Source organism: Streptomyces milbemycinicus, from assembly GCF_002154605.1.
GTDB lineage: Bacteria > Actinomycetota > Actinomycetes > Streptomycetales > Streptomycetaceae > Streptomyces > Streptomyces milbemycinicus.
In genome coordinates this window covers 1-900 of sequence record NZ_MUNE01000541.1, presented here as the reverse complement: position 1 = coordinate 900, position 900 = coordinate 1, and the positions used below count along the sequence as shown (strand labels likewise).

At 73.9% G+C, this 900-nt stretch carries 1 protein-coding gene and 1 pseudogene; both read left to right on the top strand.

The window, feature by feature from the left end; all coding sequences use genetic code 11:
- Positions 1 to 287: pseudogene (locus CCN51_RS37175) on the top strand (hypothetical protein); the annotation flags it as partial.
- Between the two features lie 238 nt (positions 288 to 525).
- On the top strand, positions 526 to 900 hold a 375-nt coding region (locus CCN51_RS37170), incomplete at its 3' end, for a methylated-DNA--[protein]-cysteine S-methyltransferase (protein ID WP_245881748.1).

Below are 900 nucleotides of genomic sequence, written 5' to 3'. Positions count from 1 at the left end.
CTCACGCCAAGCCCGCCCAGGACCGTGGCCAGCAGCTCCCCTCACCCGCCCCGGCCCCGTGCGCGCCCCTGACCGCCCGCTCCCCCGGTGAGCAGGCCCGGCAGGCGATCGAGAAGATCAACGGCTCCGCCCAGCCCTACCAGGGCGCAGCCGAGACCACGGGCGCACCGCCCGGCCCGGCCCCCGAGGCGATCCCGAGCGACGCCCGGGGCATCCTGGAGCGCCCCACCCGCCCGCCGTCCTCCGTCAACGGCACCGGTGACCACAATCAGCTGAGGGGTGCCTGACGACGACCGCTCGCGTACGACAACCGGCCGCTCCCGTACGACACCTACTGGGCGCCGCCGACACCCAGCCCCGGACCGGGTGTCGGTGGTGCCCAGTAGGGTCGCCGGGTGAGCGTGATGTGGGTGACCGTGGAGACGCCGCTTCCCACCGGGCGGATGCGGGTGGGCGTGACCGACCAGGGCGTGGCGGCGGCCGCCTACACCCCGCAGGTAATCCGGCGACCGCAGAGCGGCGGCGGTGGTCGGCCGCTTCGCCGACTACTTCACCGGACGGCGGCATGAGTTGGAGCTGCCGCTGGACTGGCGGCTGACGTCCGGGGCTCAGCAGTCCGTGCTGCGTACGCTCCAGCAGACCGTCGGTTTCGGACGCACCATCACCTACGGCGAACTCGCCGAGCGCAGTGGGGCGTTCGAGGCGGCGGATCCGGAGCAGCGGGCACTCGCGGCGCGCACGGTCGGGTCGATCATGGGCTCCAACCCGATCTCGCTGCTGGTGCCGTGCCACCGCGTGGTGGCCGCCGATGGCATCGGCGGCTTCGGCGGCGGGGAGACGGGGCTCGCGGTCAAGCGGTGGCTGCTGACCCTGGAGGGGGCCTTGGCACCCACGCTGTAC